Genomic DNA, 2,924 nt, shown 5'->3' with positions numbered 1-2,924 from the left:
ATCTACGAGGGAGATACGGTCGATCTAAGGTTAGGCATAGAGAACTTCGGTAAAGCAATAGCAAAATCTGTAGACGTTGGTCTGGATCACGGGTTCAAAGGAATAAAGAACACTACACTTGGAACTCTTGGTCTAAATAGCAGTCAGACCGCATTGTTCAAATTCAAAGCAAACAGGTCAGGAACTTTTGAAATCCCGGTTATCATAAACTATGAGGATGATTATGGTATCCAGAAGGATGAATATAACATTAAAATAAACGTGCTTGACAAAAAAGGAAGTTTGAATCTCGCATCTGTAAAGGTCGATCCTGTCCTTCCTCACACAGGCGATACTGTAGAACTGACCATGAGAATTGAAAACTCCGGTGAGAGGACAATAAATTCAATAAGGGTCTATGCTGACCATCCGTTCAAAGGATTGAAAGAATCTTTCATAGGGACCCTTGATACAAACGAGGACGGGCCGGCAGTGATCACATTTGTGGCCGACAAAGCAGGAGAATACCAGATCCCGGTAACAATAACATATATCGATGATTTCGGCGAAGAACAAATTGAAACGAAGGTCAATCTGATCGTCATGAAAAAGGATAGTGGAGCAGGCACAGCCCTGCTTATATTTCTGATCCTGGCGATCATTGGCGGGCTTATCTATTATAATTACAGGACAATAAGATCAAAAGATGCGGTTATCAGGCAGTTGATGGAAGGTGGAGGTAACTCAGCTAATAATAAGAAACAATGAGGGTAAACTATGATCAATGATGTCCGGGTGGGTGCCCTCATTGCATACTGCAGTGTAAAAAGAGGCAACAAGAAAACGCTGATGTTCATTGTTTTTGTCCTCTCCCTCATTTTTTTGAACTTAGTATTTCTTCCTTCAATGATAGGAGGACTTTTAGGCATGTTCACAGGGTTCATGCAGGATTATCCGTACGGAGATATTGTCATTGAACCAACTGGTGATAATACCTACATCAACAATGCGGATAATGTGTTGAAGAAGGTCCGGGCTGTAGAAGGTGTGAGAGCTGCAACAAAAAGACTGGATGTGGGAGCATCCATTAGCCATAAGCAGAAAGTTGTAGGTGTAACGATAACCGGAATGCTTCCCACAGAAGAGTATGATATTTCCCGCTATCCGTACATTATCAGTGAAGGAGATTTTTTAAGTGATCTGTCCCGGGATGAGATCATCATCGGGGCTATGATAGCAGGGACAGGGTTCGGCTCAGAGATATATGACAACCTGGGTGAAGTAAGGCCAGGATCCTTTGTTGACGTAACATACAGCAATGGAGTAAAAAGGACCTATAAGGTCAAAGGCATCATGGAAGGCACATTTGAGGTTGTCGATCTTAATGCTCTGGTCCATTACAAGGAGATCGAGGATGTGTATGGCCTTGAAGGCAAAGAAGCTACCCGTGTAATTGTAAGGGTCACTGGTCAAGGGACGGAAGCGCAGATCCAGGACAAGATCAGGGAAGCTGGAGTGAATGAGCAGATATTTACATGGGCTGATAAGTCGGAGTCTCTCATAAGGCAGGCCATGCAAAGCATGGGTGCTATAGATGTCATGTCCAAGATCGTGAGTCTGATCGTAGGTGCAGCGCTGGTCCTTATTATTATCTATATCAATGTGCTGAACAGGAAAAAAGAAATAGGGATCCTAAAAGCGGTAGGTATCACCCCAAGATCTATTGTGTTGTCCTATGCATTCCTTAGCACCTTTTATGTTTCACTGGGAATTTTTGCAGGATTGATACTCTACTTTACACTTATGTTCTATTTCCAGGCAAATCCAGTGATCTTCTATGAAACCATAGAAATAAGTCCGGTCATTGATCCTGTGCTGCTTGTTCAAAGCATAGTTACCATGCTGACGCTGTCAGTGATAGCCGGGGTCCTGCCTGCCTGGAGCGTATCCAGGGAAAGCATACTCAAAGCCATATGGGGACGGTAAACATGATCTTAGTAAAAGATCTGAAACGATATTATGGGGCCGGAGAAACTGCTGTCAAGGCTCTTAATGGTGTTTCTTTTGAAATTAATAAAGGGGAATTTGTAGCCATTATGGGTGCGTCCGGTAGTGGAAAAACTACTCTGCTGAGGATACTGGCTTTGTTGGACGATGCAACAGACGGGATGTATACTATCCGGGGGCTAGAGGTTTCAAGCCTGCCTGAAGCAGAAAGGAGTTATTACAGGCTTACACAGGTTGGCTACGTCTTTCAGGATTATGCACTTATCAATGAGATGAGTGCTGCGGAGAATGTATATGTGCTCTCTATGATGGAAGGAAAGTCAAAAAAGGAATCTTACAGAACCGCTCTTGAAGCATTAGATAAGGTTGGCCTGAATGGAAAACATGATAGAGTTCCTGATGAACTGTCTGGTGGGGAAAAGCAAAGAGTTGCTATTGCAAGAGCAATTGCAAAAAAACCTGATATCATGTTTGCTGATGAGCCATGCGCAAACCTGGACACCAACAACTCAAAACAGGTGCTGGACGTGTTCAAGGAACTGAATGAAAAATATGGACAGACGATCATTATGGTCACACATGAACCGTGGCATGTTGAGTACGTTAACAGGGTGATCACACTCGAAGATGGTACTATGATCAGCGATGAGAATAGACAAAACAGTACTGGTAGCTCTAAATGAACCTCATGGATCAGTCAGCTGAAAAGCCTGCTTCAGGCTTTTGTTCTTAGATATTCATTATTCACAAGAGAACTTCTAACCGATTCAAAATTTATTACAAAATTTTGATATCGAGTATTCATGTTAACTCATGAGGCAAGTTCTTATCGGATTTCTACAAAACCGTATGTGGCATAATCCAATGACCTGCAGAAAAATACATATATTGATTAAAGAGTTTCTTACAGGTTTAATTTCACGCCTGAATGCATCGCA

The 2,924-nt window shown here is 42.4% G+C and carries 3 protein-coding genes; all 3 read left to right on the top strand.

The window, feature by feature from the left end:
• Window positions 1-747, top strand: a 747-nt coding sequence (locus AB7U21_RS11635; RefSeq protein ID WP_428389228.1) for a COG1361 S-layer family protein, incomplete at its 5' end; no start/stop codon positions are given.
• A gap of 9 nt (window positions 748-756) precedes the next feature.
• Window positions 757-1,965 (top strand): ABC transporter permease, encoded by a 1,209-nt coding sequence (locus AB7U21_RS11630; protein WP_333786952.1) that lies wholly within the window; start codon window positions 757-759, stop codon window positions 1,963-1,965.
• Window positions 1,966-1,967: 2 nt separating this feature from the next.
• A complete protein-coding gene (locus AB7U21_RS11625; protein WP_333786953.1) occupies window positions 1,968-2,669 on the top strand; it encodes an ABC transporter ATP-binding protein in 702 nt (233 codons plus the stop codon).
• Window positions 2,670-2,924 lie beyond the last annotated feature (255 nt).

The sequence above is a fragment of the Methanomethylovorans sp. genome (assembly GCF_050177135.1).
Taxonomy (GTDB): Archaea; Halobacteriota; Methanosarcinia; order Methanosarcinales; family Methanosarcinaceae; genus Methanomethylovorans.
This window is presented reverse-complemented; position numbering and strand designations above follow the sequence as displayed.